Genomic DNA, 21300 nt, shown 5'->3' with positions numbered 1-21300 from the left:
ATAACCTGAAGGCCGCAGGTTCAAATCCTGCCCCCGCAACCAAAAATACGTGTCTGATAAGACAACAAAAAGCCACCCCAATGGGTGGCTTTTTTTGTGTCCGAAGCACTGCGCAGGATGCGTATAGGATGCAAATGGGAGTGAAAGCGCAGCGTAGGTTGGGCTCATAATGAGGATTTTCACGATAGCGTGAGCTTTATCGGCGGCCTTATTGATCAGTGGAAATTGCGCGATCTGACGACGATACGCTCACCGGCGGAAGCGCTGGCATGGCCAAAATCTGCCGCATCCGTCTGCCGACGCCAGCGTCGGATGGCGATGCCCAGAGAGCCGGACGTCTCGGCCGCCAGTTGCAGGCGACGTGAGGCCGTCATGGACAGGCGGGCGACTTCCGCGACCACGGCCCCAAGGCCGCCATGCCGCAGCCCCTCCTCGAAGCAGGCCAGCACATCGACGTCCGATCCCGCCTCGACATAGATGGTCCGCCGCGCCGACAGACCGACCTGTTTCAGGGAGGGCGCGAACACATCCTGGCGGGTGACGATCCACAACACCTTGCCACGCGTGCGGGCCGCAATCCCGGCGCAGAACTGACCGGCGGCTGCACTGTGCAGGGCGTCATTCCCGCCTCCTGCCACTTCGTGCATCCGGCTTCATGCCCATCAGGATATGCGCCCTGCATCATGCCTGACGCGGTGCGAATTTGCATTGACTTCCATCGCTACATCGGAACAAATCACGAACATATAATCATGAAATGCACCTGCACAAGGGACATCGAGCCGTGAAATGACTGCTAAACCCAATAAAAAGCCTGGGCTGGAGACGCTGCGGGCCGCGATCAGCCGTCTCGAAGGGCATAGCGACCGACGCCGCAAGGTGCTGCCCTTTGGCGTGCGCGAGATCGACAACCGCCTGCCCGGTGCCGGCCTGGCGCTGGGCGCTCTGGGCGAGGCCTGACGGTGGTGGGCGATGACGCGCAGTCGATCTATGCCTTCCGGGCCGCCACCGTGCGCAACATTCTTGATTTTCCGGGACAGTTCAAACCCGCTGCCCGCGTCGTGACGCTGGACCGGAACTACCGTTCGACAAAGCCAATTCTGGATGCCGCCAACGCCGTCATTGGCGAAGCGGCCGAGCGGTTCACCAAGGATCTGTGGACCGAGCGCACCTCGGATGAAAAACCACGACTGGTCACCATCTGGGATGACACCGCCCAGGCGAATTACATCGCGGATCGGGTGCTGGAAGAGCGGGAGGCCGGAACGCCGATGAAGCAGCAGGCGGTGCTGTTCCGGGCCTCGCACCACAGCGGCACGCTGGAGGTGGAACTGACCCGGCGCAACATTCCGTTCGTGAAGTTTGGCGGCCTGAAGTTTCTCGACAGTGCGCATGTGAAGGATGTGCTGGCGCTGCTGCGTTTTGCCCAGAACCCCCGCGACCGCATCGCGGGCTTCCGGGTTCTGCAGCTTCTGCCGGGTGTGGGGCCGGGTTCGGCCCGGCGCGTGCTGGATACGATGGGCGAGAATGCCCATCCCTTCGAGGCGTTGAAGGATGTCAAAGCCCCGCCGCGCAGCGGCGAGGCCTGGTCGGGCTTCGTGAACCTGCTGACAGCTCTTGGCAGCCATCAGGTTGGCTGGCCGGGCGAGATCGCGGCTGCGCGGCATGTGGTCGTAAGGGAGCAGGGCCAATGTGCAATCTCTATTCCATGACGTCGAACCCGCAGGCCATCCGCGAGATTGCGAAAGTCCTTGAGGATCGCACGGGTAATCTCCAGCCTCTGCCCGAGATTTACCCGAACACGATGGCACCGATTGTGCGGAATGGCGAGAATGGTCGCGAACTGGTCATGGCGCGCTGGGGCATGCCGACGCCGCCCGGTTATATCAGGGGGCATAAGGTCGATCGGGGTGTGACCAATATCCGCAATCCGACCTCGACATGGTGGAAGCGCTGGGAAGGTGGTGCGCATCGCTGTCTGGTGCCGCTGACGGCGTTCTCGGAACCGGAACGTCTGCCCGACGGGAAATCACGGCCGGTGTGGTTTGCCCGCAGCGATGGAGAACCGCTGGCTTTCTTTGCCGGGATCTGGTGCCGGTGGACATCCGTGCGGAAACTGGCTGATGGAGAGACGACGGATGACCTGTTCGGGTTCCTGACCACCGAGGCGAACCGGGAGGTGGGCGCGATCCATCCGAAGGCTATGCCCGTCATTCTGACGCAACCAACTGACTTGGATGTGTGGATGAATGCACCGGTGGCAGAGGCTTTGCGTCTTCAGCAGCCTCTGCCGAATGGAGTGCTTGCTTGTGGCAAAGTGCCACACGTTCTGGGATACAGCTACGGCCCGGAGAGTAAACGGCCTGATTCGGCAAAAGAATAGCGATATCTGGTATGCGCTAGGCCCACTCGATTTCGATGAAAAAATCAAACAATAATCACAGTCGGCAACCATCTTGTTACAACGCAGCTGCCGCTCGATTTTCAGGAGATAACTCTCAGTTCAAAATTCATAAAGTAAAAATAAGTTAACTTTAATATAAAAATAAAATTTATGAGGAAGTGGAATAAATAATGAAATCCTTTATGGTAGGGAACTATCGATTAACCAAAAAAATTATCAAAGGGATTCCGAAAAAAGGAGTGCCCGAACTATGGCAGGCTGAAGATTTAGGTGACATTTATTATGCCAAAATATGGCGAAAAACACACGCCAACAATTCTGCTATTCAGGCATTATGGAATCGTGAAATTCGTAGCCTTACGAGAATTCACGGTTATCCCGGTGCCTCCGAATTATTTGTAAAACTTCGGGATATTGATTCGGATGACAAATATTTTTTTGCTATATTAGATGGTGGTCGGAAAGAAATTTTATCCAGAGTATTAGAGAACCGAATTCGTTATTCATGGCTTTCTAATTTGTCTGAAGTTGCGCGCAGGCAACCGCTATGGCAAGGGCTTCGTCGTATCGCGGAAGGACTAGCCTTGCTACATCGCGAGGGCACGCTTCACCGTGCACTGTCAACAGAGGCAATATTTATAAATCCGGAGGGCGATGGCGAATTTCAGCTAAGTGGGTTTGAGTGGTCTTTACGTTTGAGTGGGCCCGACAATGGTGCATCAAAAGTAGAAAATCAGAACGTTTTTATGGCTCCTGAGTTGCGAGGTTCCGTCGCGGAATATTCAACAGCAACAGATTGGTACTCATTCGGTATAATTGCCGCTGAATTATTCGGTGTGCCTCTTCGCAATCTTAAAAATTCAGATGCAATCCCAGAAATAATACAGCGAATGACGACACTGCGTAAGAATGAAAAGAAATTTATTTCACGGCTTCTAACAAAAGATCAAAATGAACGCTTGGTTGATTCTGATGAGATATTACAAAGTCTACAGCGTATTATATCTGATATAGACAATATGTCTACGTCGTCAAATAAAAATCTGGTTATGGCTGTCCGCCTTGGTCACGGTTTAGAATTTTCTCGAATCATAGAAATAGTTTCGGAAAGAAATGCAAGAGCCGACGATCCAATCAGTCAAAGAGAATGGATAAATAAAGATCTAAAGGGCGATATTCGTGTGGTAGGCCGTTCGACCCCATTTCAGCATTATGTTCTTAAAGGAAATAAGCTTGAATACCGGGTTCGCTCTTGGTCCGTGGACGGTGCTACTATGTGGGACGTCGGTTTTTGCGATGGTATCGAGCGAGTGCCAAAGATTATTAATGAAGATCAAGTATTTAGTGTTGGTCAACGTCAGATTGTCGTGCAATTATTTCCTCATGTCAGAAAGAATCTTCGTTCAGTACGTGATCGGGCAGCTCGTTGGGACAAAGTCTTTCCGTTTCGTCAGGAGAAAGTAAAGCTTCCACGCCATCTGCAAATTGCGGCGGATTTCTTCCGTATCACACAACAGCTCGACACGGTGTTAACTATTTCGCAAATTTGCGCTGTCGAAATTTTAAAAATAACAAAGGGAACGAATGATACAGAAATTGTGCTGACTCCAATCTCTGACCCCGAGCGGAACGATTTGGCGCACTTTCTAAACCTAACGCCTCCACATGAGCAGATGAAAGATTGGTTTAAACTTGGAGCGGAAACAATAGCCGTAGATGACGAGGAAGAGCCAAAAAAAGATTCCTATTCATTGTTAAATGGGCGAACTATTACTAGTGAAATATCATCTGCTTCGTGGACATTTGAAGATGCAGTATATCATCCAAAGGGGCCGCATTACACTTTTCGTAGCCCAGGGAGCGTTGTGATCCAGAAAGGCCGTGCCTATTTGGCACGCAATCATAGCGGTACTTTGGCACAAATACGACGTCGCAATAAAGCTGTCGAAAATATGCGCCTTTTCGAAGGTCTGCTACAATTTATATCATCGCCCAGCGAAGCTAGTCATGCAAATTCTGACGAATTTCCGCCAAATAAAACCTCAATAAACTTGGATACTTCGAAAATTAGCATCCTTCATAAAGTATGGAAGATACAGCCGGGTTTTGCAATTCAAGGCCCACCAGGAACCGGAAAAACCACTCTTATAAAGGCTTTTGTGGATAGATTATTGAACTATGACTCAACAGCGCAAGTCTTAATAACTGCACACTCTCACCATACTGTTGATGATGTTCGAAGAAAAATTTCACAAATATTCTCGGGTTTGGAAAGCCATGAGCGTCCTATTATTATTAGATTAGGAAATAATAATGATGAGGAGCATAGCCCAGAGTGCGTTACAGCTTCATTGGTGCAGAATTTCTTGGCGAGCGACTTAGTGAAGCGGGCACCAGAATATTTAGTTAACAGACTATCATCTCTTTCAGACGATTACAGAGAACTAACAAGCTCGTTTAACGATTTTTCTACGATTCAGTTGTTAGTACAAGACGCTGCCAATCTAACATTTTCAACACTCAATTCCCAAAATCTTGAGGATTTAGCTTCTCGGGGACGTCGCTTTGATTGGTCTATCATCGAAGAGGCCGGTAAAGCTCACGGCTTTGATATGGCTACAGCCCTCCAAGAGAGTCACCGACTTTTACTGATTGGTGATCATCATCAGTTGCCGCCATTTAACGCGCAGCGATTCATTGATCTCTTGAATAATCCCCTTAGCGTAAAAAAAGCTATTCAGAAAGGTGCTCAGTTTGCTCCTGGGCTTGTAGATCCGTCGTTGGTTGATGACAACGGGGATCCTGAGTCGTTCGGCGAACAATGCCGAGACTGGGCACATATGGTCACTCTCTTTGGTTCAATTTTCTCGCGAAGCATGGACGACGAAACAGATAATTGTCCCGCAGCTACTCTCACAGACCAACATAGAATGCATCCCGATATAGCAGAGCTTGTTGGTCGAGTTTTTTATCCAGACGGTAAGGGGGGAACAATTTTACACTCGCCAGAGGAAACCTGCCTATACTTTCAGGGTAAGCCACCGTTTTCAATTCCTAAAGAGTCTTGGCTTCCGCACCAGAGCATTGTTTGGTGCGATACAAATTGGCAGCAGAAAGAAGAATTTTCGGAAGGAGAAATAGAAGGATTATTTGTTTCCAAGCCAGAAGCAGAAATAGTTGCCGACATTCTTGAGCAAATTTATCCCAATAGTTCATGCAGTCTTCAAATATTATCTCCATATAATAATCAACTTAAAGAGATTCGGAAATGTATCGAGAGGCGTCATAGAGATGGACGACTTGAGCATATGTTCTCTCCGCCATTTGATTTAAAATTGGGGAAACGTATGGGAGCGACAGTGGACGAATTTCAAGGGTCCGAGGCAGATGTAGTAATTGTTAGCTTGGTACGAAATAATGCGTTGGTGCCTTGGAAAAGCCTCGGTTTTTTAAAGGAAAGTAGCCGCATGAATGTACTTTTAAGCCGTGCTCGCCATAAACTGATAATTGTTGGAAGCTGGGACTTTTTCGATTCCAGATGCGGTTCAGATACAAGCGAATATGATGATTATGCATATATCGGAGATATGATGAACGAAATGAAGCGTGCTGCTCGTGAAAACAAATTATCTTTGGTGAGATCAAAAAAGTGAAATATTTGTATGTACCTGTATTTCGAATGGCCGTTAATTATATTTATGGTTTTGGGAAACGTTGGAGTCTAATTGAGCAGTTACTTCTTATTGAAATATCATGTGAGAAGCAGTCGGTTGCTACTTTAGCTAAAAGCTCTAATTTGCCTTATAGGTTAATAATAGAGGCCCTTATTAATCTACTGCGGATGAATTGGGTGGAGGTCCGCAGTGAGCAGGATCAGATTTATTTTGTAGTCACCGGTGTAGGTCGTCGCCATTCGCAAGAAAAAAAGCTTCCAGTCCAAATTCAAAAAGCTGTTCGTTGGGACGCTTTTTGTATCGATAGATTAACTGGCCATTGGATGCGTGCAGATGAGCTTGATTTAGTTTTTGAAAGAGACTTGCCGGAGGAGGCAGCGAAAATCGATCCAATTCTTTATACTTTTGAGCCTAACGACGCAGGTCTTAGAGATCTATTTCGTCTGAAGATAAATGAAAGCCTGGAACCCACACCTCCTCAATTCCGCCCTCCCTCGCTTGCCTATGCCCGTGTAGGTGTTGCATTCGATAAAATCGAAACTGGATTACCCCTTAATGTGCCGTTAGCATTGAAGCAAGCTATAGTCCGAAGGTCGCAGGACTTTCCTAATGTTATGATTGATAAAGAATTCGTGCCAAAACAAATGGTGGACAGTGGGGCTCGGGATGATTTTACTGAGGATGATATTATTGTTGGTGGGCCAGAGCATATTGTTCTTCTTAAGAGAATTTTATCAACGGCAAAATCTACTATAATAATACATTCGTGCTTCTTGAGCCCAAAAACAATTAACTCATTGATCTCGGATTTTGAACTGGCGACACGCCGAGGTGTGAGAATAGAATTGCTTTGGGGGCTTAATAATGACCCGGAAGAAATGGAAGTTCCTCAAAAAGTGTCAGATGTTCGGGAGGCGTTGGAGCTTCTTCCCTTGGTAGCAAGAAAGCGGATTAATTTGGCGCCGCAGTCATCACTTTCGCATGCAAAGGTAATTATTTACGACGCCGGAAATGAAGGTATTTGGACCACAGTTGTTGGAAGTTGTAACTATCTTTCCTCCGATTTTGATTGGATGGAAGTTTCTGTTTGTAGCAAGAGTCTCTTATTTACGTCGCAGGTGCTAAGTAGACTATTATCGTGTCAAATACCGGCGGTAGGAAGTTGGACTGGCACCGCACATCGACTCAATTCCGTTTGGTCGAAGATAAAGCAGAAAGAAAATTGTGCGAAAGAAAGCGGTCTCTATTCGATTTCTCTTGTAGATGACCATGACCACTATTCATGTGTTACATTGGCTCGAGATACTGCGAAGGAAAAAATCGAAATAGTATCTGATCTTTATGGTTTAGCAGCGGAAACGGCTGTGCTCGTTCCGATGGAAACTGCGGCAGAACACGGAATTAAAGTATCTGTGGGATACACACGTGCCAGTAGACTTTTGCTCGAGGAACAAAAAATGCCTTCTCCAAGCGAGTTAAAGAAAAGAGGTATCGTCTTAGAAAAGATGGAAAAAGTTCATGCCAAATATCTTGGATGGGATAACGATAATTTGGTGATAACCAGTTTTAACTGGATGGCAACTGCACTGGACGGAGGAAGATCTCGTGGAGCGGAAATCGGAGCGTTTATTGAAGGGCCTAATATTCATCAGATGTTAATAAGAAAACTTTCTAAAAGAGGCAGCTGAAGCATTTGCACTGAAACTATCGGTCGTAGGGGCTTTGTCGCAGAGCTTGATATGTGAGTGTGATAGTCTCTTTGACGCACTATTGTTTACCGAATGGTTTGCGTAAATGGAATTCTGAACGCTGTAAAGCGGTTGAAGATGGCGATGCGGACTTAAACTGCCATGATGGAGTGACGTGCCCCTTTTTTGTATCCACTCAAAATGAGAGTTCCCGTTTTTTATGGCTTTGGGTTGATGGGATGACAAGTGTCTCGGGGGCATGCGCCCGAGACGCTTGGAGGGATCGAGGAACCGTTGAATGATGCTTCTGGCTCGTGATTTCAGGTGTCTGGCGTGTTGATTGATGGTTCTCTGGCCTGACTTTCGCACTGCGTCTGTCGCAGAGCGGGGATAACTGGTTCTGGATGGCTATGCGCTCGCGTTCAACTTTTCGAGGAAGAGAAAGCGGCGCATGTTGTAGACGATATTGGCCAAGCCGATCCTCATGGTGGCTCGCGTTATGCCTACGGTTCGGACGAACAGTCTTGTCTGCGATTTCTGATCAGCAAAAAATAGCCAAAGAACGGGATGGCCAGATCTGTTGAGAGGATCGTCCCGTCCTTTTGCCGCTTTGCCCTGGTAAACTTCAGTGTCCATAGCGCATGCGTGTCTTTGTGGGATAGTCTTGCCGGCTGTTCGTTCCAGCCTTTAGGAATGCGTCCTGCACGGAGATCAGCCTTCTTCCCGTTGATATTGCGCTGTTTTGGAGCTGCCACGAGTGTGGCATCTAGGATCTGGCCGGACATCGGCAGATAGCCAGCGGTCCGCAGTGTCGCGTCAAAGCGCACGAACGACAGACGGTCGTTGACCAGATGCTCCGTTCGCTCATCGAAGAGGTTGTTCAGTGTCTGGATCACCAAGAACTTGAACATCAGCACCGGGTCAAACGGTGGGGCCCTCTTTTGCTCCCGGCCGCATAGGCCAGAGTCCTGTCCAGGTCAGGGCGGAACGCCTCAAAATCCATAGTTCGGGAAAACGCTTCGAGTTGGTCACCAAGTCCGCTCAAACGGGCCAGATGCTCTTCAACATCAAAGAAACCAAGCTGTTCCATCATCCGTCGCCCCCATTCATCGCATGAGGAAGGGAATCACACACAGGGGCCCAAAACCAGAAGGTTTTTCGAACTCTCCACCTCCCATGTAAAAATGACTATGACATAATCAGAAAATTATGTAATTATAAAAGTAATTATAATCACATATCCTCAGGGAATGAATATTATGACGCGGAATGATCCCATATCGAAATTTTATAAACCACTTGAGGTTGCCGAAAAAATAGCATCTTTTATTTTCATTTTGTCAATATTATTCTCCATATTTGTTATATTTATTGATAAGTTTAAATATCCATACATGTATAGTTGGCTGCAGATAACGCTTTTGATTTTTGTCATAGCGAATTTTATCAGCGATATTGTTATAAAATTATATTTCTCGGCTCGTGCTGCATCACAGAGAATGTTAGATTTCACTTCGAATGCATTTGATGTTCCACTTGCCGACGAGTTGTCACACGGATATTACAATACTCCCCAAGGGGATATATTTTCCAAATTATCGACATCTATATTGGAAAACTCGTTGTTTACAAAAGAAATACTTCAAAAAATGCTTTTCATCGAGAGAGTTTGGGTGAGTGCTTGTGCTATATTTTGGATGATAGCAATATTTTGCCGTTCAACAAATTTGGAAATTCTGACAGCAATCTCTCAGGCTTTATTAAGCCAACAGATATTATCGCATTGGATTACAATGGAGTGGCTACGGGCACGCGTTGAAAAAATTTATGATGATATTTATACTCAGATTCAAACTTTCAGTATCGAAAAAGAAAAGGAATTTCATGCTCTTGCAATCAAGGAATTGATAGAATACGAATCAAGTAAGGCGTTGGCAGGTATCTCTCTATCTACAAAAATATTCAAAAAAATAAATAATGAACTTTCCCAGAGATGGATAAATATTATATCACAACTTAATCTACGATAATCTAGTGTCCTGTCCCGCAAATAGCTTTACATAATCTGGAAGCGGATGGCATCTTCGTTCTCTTCAGGGAGAACGGATATGGCGGGTATTGGTCGGCCGCAGGAACGGGTCCTTTGCATTAGTGAAAGCGAGCGTGAAGAGTTGGAGCGGATCAGCCGTTCGCATTCCGCTCCACATAGTGTGGTTCGTCGTGCGCAGATTGTTCTGGCCTCAGCCGATGGCGAGACCAACACTGCGATTGCGCGCCGACTCGGCACCACCAACCCGACGGTTTGCCACTGGCGTAAGCGATGGTTCGAACTGGGGCTCGTCGGACTTTACGGAGAAGCCCGGCCAGGGCGGCCAAGAACTCATGACGAAGAAAAAGTTGCGCAATTGTTGCGTACGGTTCTGCAGAGCAAACCTGCAGACGGCACTCATTGGACGGTTCGCTCAGCAGCATCAGTTACCGGTCTGTCAAAGAGCACAGTGGGTCGCATGCTGGCGCTGTTCGGTGTTCAACCGCATCGCTCGAAAAGCTTCAAGCTCTCGACCGATCCCCTATTTGTCGACAAGGTGAAGGATATCGTCGGCCTTTATCTCAATCCGCCAGATCACGCAGTTGTTCTTTGTGTCGATGAGAAAACGCAGATCCAGGCACTGGAGCGTACGCAGCCTGTGCTACCGCTTGGCCTTGGCTATCTCGAAGGCGTCACGCACGATTATGTCCGGCACGGCACTACAACCCTGTTCGCCGCCCTCGATATCGCGAATGGCCAAGTTCTCACCCAGTGCCGCTCTCGTCACCGGCACCAGGAATTCCTCGGTTTTCTCAAGCATATCGAGGCGAAAGTTCCGTCTGATCTCGACGTTCATCTGGTGGTTGACAACTATGCCGCCCATAAACATCCCAAAGTTCGAGCCTGGCTAGCTGTGCGACCACGCTTTCATGTCCATTATACGCCGACCTATGCATCCTGGCTCAACCAGGTTGAACGCTGGTTTGCGCTCCTCACCGAACGTCAGATACGCCGAGCTTCTTTCGTCAGTGCCAAGGATCTCACTGAGAAAATCAATGCCTTCGTCCAGACCTATAACGCCAGAGCGAAGCCATTTGTCTGGACCGCTACAAGCGAGGCCATCCTCGAAAAGGTTGAACGTTTATGTAAAGCTATTTGCGGGACAGGACACTAGTTTGGTGTTTTTCGTGGCACGGATTAGGGTCTGTTAGGCCTTGAATGATAGAACGGACTGCATAGCTGCTTACGATGAGCATGATGCAGCCTATCTTTTCTGATCAGGTTTGGTCTGTCTGGGAGCCGCTAATCAAGGACGGCCGTCCGAAGGGCAAGACCGCGCTGAGGAGCCTTCGGCGGACGATCTGTGCCGCAAGCACGGGATCAGGGATGCGACGTTCTACACATGGCGGTCGAAATGCGGCGGCATGGAGGTGTCGGTGGCGCGGCGGCTCAGGGCTCTTGAGGGAGAGAACGCGAAGCTGAAGTGGCTCCTGGTGGAGAGCGTGATGGATGTCTCGACACTGAATGGGCTCCTGACAAAAAACTCAAGACGCCCGGCTTGCAGCGAAATGCTGCGACCTGGCCGATTACGGAGCGGGGTTATCTGACTGCAAAGCAGTCCCAGATCGTATGGATCGTCTCCGAGCAACGGCACGCTTCGATCGCATCAGAGCAGGTGGCTGGAAACGACCGGGATCAAGTTTGGTCATGGAGCGGCATGAGCCTCACTAACCTTTTCGCCAAACAGATCGACTACATCGACGAAGGCATGATCATAGCCCCGGATGACAGTGTGCAGCAGGATTGATGACCTATCAAAAAACCGAACGGTCTGTAGTCGGAAACGCCAAAAAGTTCATTCGACCTTCAGGGTTACGCGGCATACGGATGGTCTGTCTTGACCAATGCATTCATCTATTCCCGGCGACAGGAGACTCTCTCCCATCCTCTCAACCCGTCACGAAAATCCGCCAGCCTCTGACTCTGACGGCAGCCCCCAAGCCAGCACGCTCTACCCTTTCCGGCAGAAAAGGGGGACAGCGGCTGTCAGCTTCAGTTTGAGAAGGCGAGCAACCAATCACGCTGTTGCAATTAGACATTACGTGAAAATTCGAATAATCTATCATTGACATTAAATATAAAAAATGGTGCCTGCAATTGAAAGCTATCTCTTCATGTATGACTTGCACGCAAGAAGCATTAAAGAGCGGCATACCAGATTTTTCTTCAATAACTATGTCTCGGATACCGGACGATGGCGTAATTAAATTAACGTGTAATCGCGGACATAAAACGGCTATTATTATTCAACAGGAAAAATTTGAAATTCTTTCTACTATGGCAATCAAGGCCATCGTAGATGGTTATTATCGTGATGCAATAGCTTCGTTCGCCGGTTCTCTCGAACGACTGTACGAGTTTTTTGTTCGCGTCACATGCCGGAAAAACGGTATTAATGCCTCGACGTTTGCTCCTGCTTGGAAGGAGATGTCCAATCAGTCGGAACGTCAATTAGGAGCTTTTATTGGAATTTATCTAGTAGAAACCGGTCAGTCACCCCAACTACTTCATCAGGAGAAAATAAAATTTCGGAACGCCGTTATTCATAAAGGTAAATTTCCAGAAAGAGATGAGACCATTAAATTTGGACAGTCAGTTCTGGATTGCGCTGTGCCGATTTTGCAACGGTTAAAATCTGAATCGTATTCATCTGTATTACAAGAAATCACCATGGAAAGTATTTTTAACCGTTCCAATACAGAACGAAAAAAAGGTGTAAATATATCAACTATGGCGATGCCAACATTCTTATGTCTTTGCACGGCTGAGCAACCGAATTCTGTCGAAACTGCAGTTGCCAATTATATGGCACAGCCAGACTATGAAGAATTTGTAAAAAAAATGCAGGCATTCGGCGCAACCATACCACCCACATCTGCCAAACCGATTGGGCCTCTACTAGTATAAAAACTATAATGAGATAGGGTGAAGAGTTGCATGTAGATGCAAACGTCCGCTTAAACGAAATAAAATCCAAAAGCTGCCCTCTAATCAAGAATTATAAAAATCTCTTCATGCTTTTCTGATTTTATAAGAAACATATGTCCTTGTTATCTGCTGTATATGCGACTAAGGTTGCTATCCCTTTAGGATGCGCACACAGGCTTTGCCGTAAAGAGCCCTTGTGGTTTGTCGGGGTACTGTTTCGTATTCTAAAGGGGCCTTATCCCACGCCGAGCACATCATGCCGTCGACGTGGTTCATATATACTCCGGAAACTATAATTTGTTCCGTTTTCTGCATCATAGCGTTTCCAAAGAATAATTTTAACAACCGCAGTTTGACGGTGAGGGAAGCTTATCGCCGCCATTAGGTAAACAAATTCAACTGAACATCCAGTTTCGGGTTTTATTTCTCTAAGTTCAGATTCGTTAGTGGATTCAATCATTTCCTTGATTACGCCTAGCAGCTGAAACGACTGTAGTTGAGTTAATCTAGCGCGACCAAAACGGGTTATGTGATTCCACCCTTCTTTAGTAAAGCGAACTACCGGACCATTTTTCCCGAAACGCAATGCTAAATAATCTAATTTTTTATAATATTTTCGAGTGCAAAATTGGGTATGCTATTTTTCTTTAAGGTAAGAAAAATTACTATCTTTTGTTTTTAACTTCTTAATTAATAAGTCTCTATGTATTGTTCCGCATAATTTGGAAATTTCTTTCCTTGAAGACTTGTTAAAAACATTCCCCAATGGGACAAATACTTGCGTGTTCCCTATGGCGTTCTCATCTCGTAGGTTAACCCAGTGAGCTTTCAAGGTTGCTGGGTTAACATGCACAAGAATCGCAGCTCCGACAACTCTTCTCCATCTTTCAATATTCATTTTTAATTGTTTTTGTTTGATTGCAACAGCTACGACATCATCGGATCGTGGTTTCTTACTGGTACATTTAACTTGAACAAATACGATCTGCCCCGTAGGAACGCCTCGGCTTTCCATGAAAATCAGACCATCCACTCAGTCATCGTTAACGCTATCAATGGGCTGCCATCGCCCTCTCCAATCTTGCAGGACGATTCTCTCCACAACATTGACACCAAGCTACCCTCTTTTTTGCTTTTCCATCGACATGGCTAAATTTTTACTCACCTTAATAAAAATATAATTTCTACATCTAAGCACGACGGAGATGTATGGCTATCTCCAATCGGGCAGGGCACGTCAACTGTCGGGATCTACAAGTGCGCTTTTCTATGACTGACAAGAGGCGATACCTGAATCTCTTCTTCTCGCGCAGCCCCAAGATAACCGGTCGTCCTGTATAGTAAAATCTGCTGCACCATAGCTTCGTTGCCCTCACTACACGGAAAATACGTGGGAAAGGAGATTTTATTCGATATTTAGACGACCATCTCCATCCAGTTGCAACCGAGCTGGAACAGATGCGGCATCTTGCAGTAATCTGCAAACAGCAATATTTGCATCAATAAATCCTTCCCAGCTGTATTGCTCTACATAATGTATTCGATATTGTCGGTCCACTCGACAGTTAGCTGGCCGCGTTTCATAAATAAGGCAGTGCTTGTCCGCATCATCGTAGTAACGACATGCTCCATTTCCCCGGTCTAAATACCGTGTTTGTTCTGCCAGATGCACATTACGACAACATAGCCCACACTGCGTACAGGGAAACGGTTGTAGCGTCACAGTAGCGAGGTCAACCAATTCCGGGTGCTCGCCACATTACCTACCTCGAACGGCAATTCGATGCCACGGGATTCTACTTCTTGCTTTAGCACTACATTGCGCTGCAGCTCATCGTTACAAGCCTCCAGCTTCAGCGTGAAAATTTTCAATTCACCCAGATCTAGATCGAATTCTACCTGGCTTAACTCAATCAGGTAGCGATCAAGTTTCGCATTAATGGCCTGAAACTGTTTGATCGTTTCTGCATAAGGATTTAATGAGTCAATATAAGTCCAGATTTTTTTCGCTATCGCGCTATATAGCAAAAAGTAATTGAGCCCAAGAGTTAGCACTCCGGTTATGAGGGCACCAGCAAACCCGGCTAACTCAGCGCCAAATGGAAAAGTGCAAATTGGCAGCAACTGAGTATAGGTTATTGACCCAACTACCGTCGCGACACTTATGGATAATAGCGAAGTCACTGCTTGACAGAGTTCAACAAAATTGAGCTGGTCAGGATTGAAGATCATCAATTTGATGGCCTGGACCAGTTGCCCCCATACCTCACGAACGATTTTGATCGTCATTTTTTGAGTGGTGGCAAAAATGTTGAATACTGTCGTTGTCAGACTTCCAAAAATTCCCGCAAAAACACCATCCTTAAATGTTTGTAGAAAAGAACTGAAGCGTGCCTTGACCCGTTCCCAGATACCTTTGAGAGACTTATTAATGCTTTCAACGAACACTTCAAGTTTGAAATTTTTTTTAAATTCTCAAGTAATATTGGTAATTTCTCACGTAGCTCAAACCAGATCTCTGCCATAATGAGCCCAAGCATCTGCCGAGTGCCCATGGCTAGACCAGCCATACCCGCAGCACGAGCTGTTTGGTGCAAAAATTTGCTACTGGTGTAATAGGTGTAATTTATTTGCTGTTCGTATGGCGCACGTGCTTTTTCATCACGTTTGCGCATAGTTTCGGGATCTACCGCTTTCAGTTCGGTAATCTTCTTCTCGGTTGCGCGAATCTTGCTTTCCTGCTCTCGCGCTTTGTTCTGCTGCTGCGGTGTTTCACGAGGCATGACCTCTAGGCGCTTGCGGTCTTTAGATAACGTTGTTTCATGTGAAGTAATCAAGCGTGACAGCCTCTGTAGATACTCATTGATCGATACTTGTTTTTTCGATTTATTAATAGTCTCGTGAGTAGGTTGCAGATTACTATCCTGGTTGGCGAGTTCTACTCCATCCAGACCAGCCAGCACGCGCCCTGCGTCATCATGAATTTCCTTAGCACTAATCACATGATCGAGGTTGCGCTTCTCATGCGTCCCCATCTCTGTGTTACGGTAAGAATCGTGTAAAGTTCCATTGGTCTTTTGAGCTTTGTTCTGCTGGCCCGTAGCTATGTAATTGGCATGTTGATGGTAAGCAGTGCTGTCATACTCACCGCGTTGTTCATAGCATTGTTGCTCAGTAGCTGTAGCCCACACACCGTTACGCACGTTGTTTATGGTATCCACTTTGCCGCCTTTCTTGTCTTCGAAAAGCAAAAAGTCCAAGCCAAAGCTGGTTATCAAGCTGTTTATTATGGTTTTCTCGAGCTCTTCAGCCCAGGGGAAATCTTGCGCGGCGGTGTGCATAGTGGCGTCCATAAGGTTTACGTAATATTTAAGATAAACGCAGGGCCGTTAGGCCCCACCATAAATCAAGCTGGCTCTACACAAGCGGCACTTGCCTTGGCTTTGTGGATCTCCCTATCCAATTGGTCGGTATTGAGGACCATCGAACCGTCTGCGTCCGTTTCCATCACCGGTAAACCATTTTCTTTTTTAACAGCCTCGCCATTAACATGTTTGACCTTGAAAATCGGCGTGGTGATCAGGTCAACAAGGATAGCTGCCAAGGCGTAACCATTGCTAATTGCACGCATGATGGTGTCATTCAATTGTGTCAGAACGGCTTGTGGATCCTGCTTGAGCACTTTGGCAGCATCGATTTGGCTGGCAACAGCTTTTAGAATATCAAAATAGTTGTCGAACTGAGCGTAAACGGACTTCAATACGTTAAGGATATCGGATGCGTACTCCTCAGTTTTTTTGAGCTGCTTCAGGGCGTTTTCCAGCTTTTTCACTGCGCTGTCGACTTCATCGTTAGCCTTGTGGGCGTTTTTCAATGCCCCTTCGCCATGGCTATTGTATGCCCAGCCAACGATGGCCAGCACTGGACCAGCCACTGCAGCACCAAGAATCGCCGTACCACCGGCCATACCTAAGCCACCAGTAGCGAGTGAGCCACCACCAATAGCTGCCAATGTGGCGTTAGTAGCGGCAACACCGGCTAATGAAGAGATAGCGGTACCAGTAGAGGCAGCACCCAGTGCCATTACACCGCCGTATATGGCAAACCCAGTAGCAGCACCGGTAATACCTGCTCCCGCTGCCGCACCCAGCACGCCAATGGCGGTGTAGCTATAGCTCTCAACGCTTTCCAGCTTATGCTGAGGAATATTAATTTCCAGTTTATCCTGACGACCAACATTTAGTTTTTTTAGTAATGCATCAGCGAGAGTTTTGAACTCATTAAAACGCTGACCGATGCTCAGCTCTTCCTTTCCAAGCACTTCAAGCGCTGAACTGGTCGCTGTTTCTTGTGCGTCGAAGATCCCTCTTTTTTGATCATAACGATTCTTGGCGTCTTTGACGATCGCATCAGCCTCTGAGTGCTTCTGACGACCGTTGTAGCCCTTCTTGGCTCCGTAGGCTGCCGAGGCCAGAGCCGCAGCACCAAGAATAAGTGGAAGTGGCATTGTAATATCCTGAATTGAAATGGCCTGCGATTAACAGAAACTAAGTTGAGGAAATTACGCGACGAGAGGGATATAGTCCGTAGCAGGCTTTGGTTACCCGGATATGGTACCATCGCACGAGAGTCTTACACACTTTTGTTGGCTATTGTGCTTTTCTCTCCACCAAATAGCTTGCAAGAGACTGAGGCTGACTGCCAGCGGATGATGAGCGCTATCAGGGACCGGAGTGCAAATGGCTGAAAAATTCGATCAAATGGTCGTCAACGTGCTCAAGCCGACCGCTAGCGGTCGAGCCACTTTTGCACCAAAGTGACAATAGCGGCATGTAATAGTGATGTCCGCTTTCGGCAAGTTGTTCACGTGTCTTGCATGTCTGCAACGAGGGCGTAAGCGGAAAGTCCTCTTTCGCCTTCATGACTGTCATTCCAAAGAACGCAGGACTTCAACACGGACCAACAAACCATTCGGCAGAAGTCTCTGAAGCCGCAGCGCCTCCTTTGCCGGTGCATTCATCCACACATCCAAGTCGGTTGGTTGCGTCAGAATGACGGGCATGGCCTTCGGATGAACCGCGCCCACTTCCCGGTTGGCCTCTGTGGTCAGAAACCCAAACAGATCATCCGTCGTTTCCCCGTCAGCCAGTTTCCGCACCGACGTCCACCGACACCAGATCCCGGCAAAGAAGGCGAGCGGTTCTCCATCGCTGCGGGCAAACCATACCGGCCGCGATTTCCCGCCGGGCAGACGCTCCGGTTCCGAGAACGCGGTCAACGGCACCAGGCAGCGATGCGCAACACCTTCCCAGCGCTTCCATCACGCCGAGCCCGGATTGCGGATATTGGTGATGCCGCAATCCACCTTGTGCCCCTTGAGATAGCCGGGCGGTGTCGGCATGCCCCAGCGCGCCATGATCAGTTCACGTCCGTTCTCACCGTTCCGCACGACCGGCGCCATCGTGTTCGGGTAAATCTTGGGCAATGGCTGAAGATTCCCCGTGCGATCCTCAAGAACTTTCGCGATCTCCCTAATCGCCTGCGGGTTCGAGGTCATGGAATAGAGATTGCACATCCGCCTGCTCCCTTACGACCACATGCCGCGCAGGCGGGCGACCATGTCGATCCGCACCGACTTCACCGCATCCTGCCGGGCCTGCTCTTCCGGTGCCACGACTGGCCATGACACGGCTTCGAACAAAGGCAGCATGTCCCGGTCGATGAAGCGCGTCCGCGAGGCATAGACATGCCGGTCGCCCCGGCTGTGCTGGCCATGCACATAGAAACGCTGCGGCACCATGATATCGAGACTGTCCTTCGCCCGCGTCATGGCGACATAGAGCAGCCGGCGTTCCTCCTCGATGTCGTCCTGTTCGCCTGTCGCCAGATCGGACGGAATACAGCCATCCACCACATTCATCACCAAGACATTCTTCCATTCCTGTCCGCCTGACGCGACCGTCAGGATGCCGGTAAGATCGCCCCGGACATCGATCTGGAGGCCCTTGTCGGATGGCGTGAGAATGATGGCCTCGATCAGAGAGCGGATCACCTCGGCCGCCTCCTGGCGTTTCTCGTCCAGCTCGGAATGCAGCATGTCATGCAGGCGCGCGAGTTGCCGGTGATAGAATTCCGCCATCTGGGGATGAAGCAGGGGCGGGGGCTCCTCGGCGGTCGCGAGGAAGTCCGTCAGCTCCGCCTTGCGAGCTTCGATCCGCGCTCCTTGACCGTCGCGATCGAGATGGCTTCGGAAAGATAGAGATCCATCAGGCGCTGGATATCGCGTTCGACGCGCTTCAGTTCTGATTCCGCTGCGCCGATGTCGGCCGACGCTTCCACTCCAGACAATTTTTGGGCAGAGTGATCAATGTCTAGTGATTGATGATCCCTTCACAGACCTTCTTGATCGCATCCATAAGGGAGGGAGTGATAGTGGGATGCCTGCATATTTTCTTAGCAAGCTGCCCATCTCTCCGGGTGAAGACCCGGATGCGGCTGCAAGGGACATGCTTCGACATTCGTTCGCAGCGTTTCGAGCGCGAGCGACTGGGAACGAAGAATGGGTCACAAGTAGGATCGAAGCAGCTCTAGCTACTTGCAAAAAAGAGGAAGCGCAGCACGAGACTGATTGGATTGGCGCCGTCGCGGGATCAACAGGCGTTCAGTCTGCTCTCCTTGAGCAGATATGGCAGCTATATGAAGCAGGGAAGTTAACTGGCACAGCCGGGGAGATCTGCGGAACATTACTGGATTGGGTATCTGAAAAACCGGAATGCCTTTTTGATGTAGCGCGGCCAGAGAACGTGGAAGGTTTGTTTGGCGAAGATTATAAGAAGTTGGTGACAGATTGGGAGCGGGCCGAGATGGCACTCCCTACTTTGAGAACTCTGCTGTCCGAGTGGCTCTCTGGCGCTCCTATCTCCGAGATGGAGAAGCGCTATTGCGCAAAAAAAAATGTAGGTTTGTGCAAAATTTCACGCCATTTTGTTTTGCGTGTCGTGCCCGATCTTTCCTTTATTGGAGGGCTTCCGGCTCAGCTTCTCAGGGCAAAAGCGCTCCACGATGGTGATGATCCGGCCAATGTGACAATGTCCACCGTCCTCGCTGTGCTTCCTACACTCATTCGAGAGGGTTGCGATAGCCCCGAAATTTTGGCGGTAAGGTTAAATCTTGGGCGAACTTGGTCTAGGCCAAAAGCACGTGAGTGTTTCGAACAATATGTGCCGTTCATTCCTGCGGGTGATCCGCAAGAGGTGTTCGATGTGACCAGGATTCGTTTGAGAACAGCGTCTGCGTTGCTTGCTCTCAACGAAGGGGATTAGCGCCAACTTAGCTTCTCCTTGCTGCCAAGCGCACACGGCTTCGAATAAATAAATCCCCCATTTTACAAGGGCAGGGGCTAACTGATTTCAGTAAGGGATTAGGCACAAGTGGAAAAAAGTACATCAAAATAGTCCATTAAACCTGCTTTATTCTCACCTTGCGTTTTTCGTAACTTGAGAGCCAATCCTGCCCCCGCAACCAAGCCGATCCGTCTGAAAAGACAAGAAAAAAGCCACCAAATAGGGTGGCTTTTTTTGTGCCCGGAATCCGCCGCAGGAAACACATAGGAAACAGACGGAAAGATACCGGGGCATTCTTGTCGAATGTCACATGTGTGTGAAAGTGGCTTGGGACATCTCCTGACTGGGCCGAAAGGTGATCTGACTCTCGTAGAGCGTGACCCTGTGTCCTGAAATGCCCTCGATTTGAAGTAAGGTCTGTCCATTGGAGACAGGCGATGAAGAAAGCACGTTTCACACAGGACCAGATCATTGGGATCCTGAAGGAGCATCAGGCGGGCGCGACGGCTGCGGATCTATGCCGCAAGCACGGGGTCAGCGATGCGACGTTCTACACGTGGCGGTCAAAATACGGCGGGACGGCCCCAGCACGAAATTGCCATTGGCTGTGTCCGAGGGCACAGTTCTGTCGGGCAGATCGTGCGCAGGCGGATAGTGCGGGTTATGCGGATCACGCCGGGGCGACGAGAGGTGGTCCCCATTTTTCGGACAGGGCGATAAGCTATCATCTGGCCTGAACGAGGACGGGTTTTATGGGCAAGGTTACGCGGAAACGGTATGCGGCAGAGTTCAAGTCACGGGTTGCGCTGGAGGCGATCCGTGGGGAACTGACGCTGGCGGAACTGGCTTCGAAACATGGCGTGCATCAGACGATGATCGCCCAATGGAAGCGCCAGGCGATCGAAGGCATGGCAAGCCTTTTTTCTGGTAAGTCAGTAACGGAACCTTCAGTCAGCCCTGCTGATGTAGAGAAACTGCACGCCAAGATCGGCCAGTTGCTGGTGGAACGGGATTTTTTGCGGGATGCCTCTGCTCGGTTGGGCGTGATCAGAGGCGGCAGATGATTGACCCGAAGAGAGCATGCCTGCCGATAATCCGGCAATGCACGCTGCTGCAACTCAACCGGTCGGGCGTCTACTATCGGCCTGTGCCACAGAGCGAAGCCAATCTGGAG

The 21300-nt window shown here is 48.8% G+C and carries 13 protein-coding genes and 7 pseudogenes; 12 read left to right on the top strand and 8 right to left on the bottom strand.

The window, feature by feature from the left end:
- Positions 1-257: 257 nt before the first annotated feature.
- Positions 258-647: pseudogene (locus tag CFR71_RS13320) on the bottom strand (ImuA family protein); the annotation flags it as partial.
- 142 nt (positions 648-789) lie between these two features.
- On the opposite strand from CFR71_RS13320, the gene CFR71_RS13315 reads away from it, so the two are divergent.
- From CFR71_RS13315 to CFR71_RS13295, 5 genes are all read left to right on the top strand, one after another.
- The gene (locus CFR71_RS13315) at positions 790-960 is read left to right on the top strand and encodes a hypothetical protein (RefSeq protein ID WP_408891858.1); all 171 of its coding nucleotides are present in this window, start codon (positions 790-792) and stop codon (positions 958-960) included.
- Between the two features lie 2 nt (positions 961-962).
- Positions 963-1712, top strand: a complete 750-nt coding sequence (locus CFR71_RS13310) for an ATP-dependent helicase (protein WP_338065942.1) — start codon at positions 963-965, stop codon at positions 1710-1712.
- Positions 1691-2383, top strand: a complete 693-nt coding sequence (locus CFR71_RS13305; RefSeq protein ID WP_239020420.1) for an SOS response-associated peptidase — start codon at positions 1691-1693, stop codon at positions 2381-2383. The genes CFR71_RS13310 and CFR71_RS13305 overlap by 22 nt, the downstream gene beginning before the upstream one ends.
- 191 nt (positions 2384-2574) lie before the next feature.
- A complete protein-coding gene (locus CFR71_RS13300; RefSeq protein ID WP_110531840.1) occupies positions 2575-6057 on the top strand; it encodes an AAA domain-containing protein in 3483 nt (1160 codons plus the stop codon).
- A 26-nt stretch (positions 6058-6083) separates the two neighbouring features.
- Entirely contained in the window at positions 6084-7766 is a 1683-nt protein-coding gene (locus tag CFR71_RS13295; protein ID WP_110531838.1) for a phospholipase D-like domain-containing protein, read from the top strand.
- A gap of 408 nt (positions 7767-8174) precedes the next feature.
- Here CFR71_RS13295 and CFR71_RS13290 read toward each other — a convergent pair.
- A pseudogene (locus CFR71_RS13290) lies at positions 8175-8856 on the bottom strand (transposase).
- A gap of 169 nt (positions 8857-9025) precedes the next feature.
- Here CFR71_RS13290 and CFR71_RS16280 point away from each other — a divergent pair.
- The 4 genes and pseudogenes from CFR71_RS16280 (at position 9026) to CFR71_RS13275 (ending at position 12762) form a co-directional block, all read left to right on the top strand.
- Positions 9026-9796 (top strand): hypothetical protein, encoded by a 771-nt coding sequence (locus CFR71_RS16280; protein WP_133251166.1) that lies wholly within the window; start codon positions 9026-9028, stop codon positions 9794-9796.
- A 78-nt stretch (positions 9797-9874) separates the two neighbouring features.
- The gene (locus CFR71_RS13285) at positions 9875-10969 is read left to right on the top strand and encodes an IS630 family transposase (RefSeq protein ID WP_110531836.1); all 1095 of its coding nucleotides are present in this window, start codon (positions 9875-9877) and stop codon (positions 10967-10969) included.
- Between the two features lie 175 nt (positions 10970-11144).
- Positions 11145-11393 (top strand): annotated as a pseudogene (locus CFR71_RS13280) (transposase); the annotation flags it as partial.
- A 559-nt stretch (positions 11394-11952) separates the two neighbouring features.
- A complete protein-coding gene (locus CFR71_RS13275; protein ID WP_207781395.1) occupies positions 11953-12762 on the top strand; it encodes a hypothetical protein in 810 nt (269 codons plus the stop codon).
- 658 nt (positions 12763-13420) lie between these two features.
- On the opposite strand, the gene CFR71_RS13270 is transcribed toward CFR71_RS13275, so the two are convergent.
- The 6 genes and pseudogenes from CFR71_RS13270 to CFR71_RS16985 all read right to left on the bottom strand — a co-directional run.
- Positions 13421-13816, bottom strand: a complete 396-nt coding sequence (locus CFR71_RS13270; protein ID WP_275405115.1) for a DUF4365 domain-containing protein — start codon at positions 13814-13816, stop codon at positions 13421-13423.
- Positions 13817-14502: 686 nt separating this feature from the next.
- Positions 14503-15072, bottom strand: coding sequence for a hypothetical protein (locus CFR71_RS16720; RefSeq protein ID WP_207781394.1), 570 nt, complete (start codon positions 15070-15072; stop codon positions 14503-14505).
- A 38-nt stretch (positions 15073-15110) separates the two neighbouring features.
- Positions 15111-16124, bottom strand: coding sequence for a hypothetical protein (locus CFR71_RS16715; RefSeq protein ID WP_207781393.1), 1014 nt, complete (start codon positions 16122-16124; stop codon positions 15111-15113).
- Positions 16125-16189: 65 nt separating this feature from the next.
- Positions 16190-17290, bottom strand: a complete 1101-nt coding sequence (locus tag CFR71_RS13255) for a chemotaxis protein (protein ID WP_110531830.1) — start codon at positions 17288-17290, stop codon at positions 16190-16192.
- A 420-nt stretch (positions 17291-17710) separates the two neighbouring features.
- Positions 17711-18358 (bottom strand): annotated as a pseudogene (locus tag CFR71_RS13250) (SOS response-associated peptidase).
- A 12-nt stretch (positions 18359-18370) separates the two neighbouring features.
- Positions 18371-19122, bottom strand: a pseudogene (locus CFR71_RS16985) (3'-5' exonuclease); the annotation flags it as partial.
- A 35-nt stretch (positions 19123-19157) separates the two neighbouring features.
- Between CFR71_RS16985 and CFR71_RS16275 the strand changes: the two are divergent.
- The 3 genes and pseudogenes from CFR71_RS16275 to CFR71_RS13235 form a co-directional block, all read left to right on the top strand.
- Complete coding sequence (locus CFR71_RS16275) at positions 19158-20105, top strand: hypothetical protein (RefSeq protein WP_133251165.1); 948 nt, start codon at positions 19158-19160, stop codon at positions 20103-20105.
- Positions 20106-20563: 458 nt separating this feature from the next.
- A pseudogene (locus CFR71_RS13240) lies at positions 20564-20704 on the top strand (transposase); the annotation flags it as partial.
- A gap of 174 nt (positions 20705-20878) precedes the next feature.
- Positions 20879-21300: pseudogene (locus CFR71_RS13235) on the top strand (transposase); the annotation flags it as partial.

The sequence above is a fragment of the Novacetimonas pomaceti genome, assembly GCF_003207955.1.
GTDB lineage: Bacteria > Pseudomonadota > Alphaproteobacteria > Acetobacterales > Acetobacteraceae > Novacetimonas > Novacetimonas pomaceti.
This window is presented reverse-complemented; position numbering and strand designations above follow the sequence as displayed.

Coding starts and splice junctions, on each gene's coding strand:
- CFR71_RS13315 (WP_408891858.1), top strand. CDS start 790: ATGACTGCTAAACCCAATAAAAAGCCTGGGCTGGAGACGCTGCGGGCC.
- CFR71_RS13305 (WP_239020420.1), top strand. CDS start 1,691: ATGTGCAATCTCTATTCCATGACGTCGAACCCGCAGGCCATCCGCGAG.
- CFR71_RS13300 (WP_110531840.1), top strand. CDS start 2,575: ATGAAATCCTTTATGGTAGGGAACTATCGATTAACCAAAAAAATTATC.
- CFR71_RS13295 (WP_110531838.1), top strand. CDS start 6,084: ATGGCCGTTAATTATATTTATGGTTTTGGGAAACGTTGGAGTCTAATT.
- CFR71_RS16280 (WP_133251166.1), top strand. CDS start 9,026: ATGACGCGGAATGATCCCATATCGAAATTTTATAAACCACTTGAGGTT.
- CFR71_RS13285 (WP_110531836.1), top strand. CDS start 9,875: ATGGCGGGTATTGGTCGGCCGCAGGAACGGGTCCTTTGCATTAGTGAA.
- CFR71_RS16720 (WP_207781394.1), bottom strand. CDS start 15,072: ATGACGATCAAAATCGTTCGTGAGGTATGGGGGCAACTGGTCCAGGCC.
- CFR71_RS16715 (WP_207781393.1), bottom strand. CDS start 16,124: ATGCACACCGCCGCGCAAGATTTCCCCTGGGCTGAAGAGCTCGAGAAA.
- CFR71_RS13255 (WP_110531830.1), bottom strand. CDS start 17,290: ATGCCACTTCCACTTATTCTTGGTGCTGCGGCTCTGGCCTCGGCAGCC.